Source organism: Catellatospora coxensis (assembly GCF_016862635.1).
Taxonomy (GTDB): Bacteria; Actinomycetota; Actinomycetes; order Mycobacteriales; family Micromonosporaceae; genus Catellatospora; species Catellatospora coxensis.
Window position 1 is genome coordinate 1 of sequence record NZ_BONI01000219.1, and the last position, 629, is coordinate 629.

General features: G+C 73.3%; 1 pseudogene. It reads left to right on the plus strand.

Annotated features, from left to right (window positions below):
- Window positions 1-629 (plus strand): annotated as a pseudogene (locus Cco03nite_RS42110) (hypothetical protein); the annotation flags it as partial.

Below are 629 nucleotides of genomic sequence, written 5' to 3' on the forward strand. Positions count from 1 at the left end.
CTCCCGGCTACCGCCGGTGCGGTCCCGGTCACCACCACGGAACCCGCCTTCGCGGCTGCCGGAACGGTCGCCGTAACCCGGACGGTCGCCACCGCGGGAGAACCCACCGCGATCGCCACCCGGACGGAAGCCACCCTCACGGCTGCCACCGGAACGGTCACCGTAACTGGGGCGGTCACCGCCACTGCGGAACCCGCCCTCCCGGCTACCGCCGGTGCGGTCCCGGTCACCACCACGGAACCCGCCCCGGTCACCGCCGGTCCGGTCGCCTGCGCTGCGGAAGCCGCCCTCACGACGGTCGCCGCCGGCGCGGAAACCGCCGCGGTCGTCACCGTCACGCCGGGGCGCGCCTCGCTCACCGGTGCCACGCGGCTTGTCGTAGCCGCCGTCGAAACCACGGGCGCGGTCGCCGTCGCGGCGGAAGCCTTCGCGCTTGCCGTGAGAACGGTCGTACCCGCCCCTCTCGGCGCGAGGCCCACCGCCTCCGCGGCCGGCCTGGCCGGACGAGTCCTGTCCGGGCTTGTCGTTGGAACTCGAGTTCACGGGTACATCCTTCCTGATGCTGCCGGAAATCGGCGGCACAACGCATACGAGGGCCTACCCCTTGCGGGGAGGCCCTCGTATGGAAC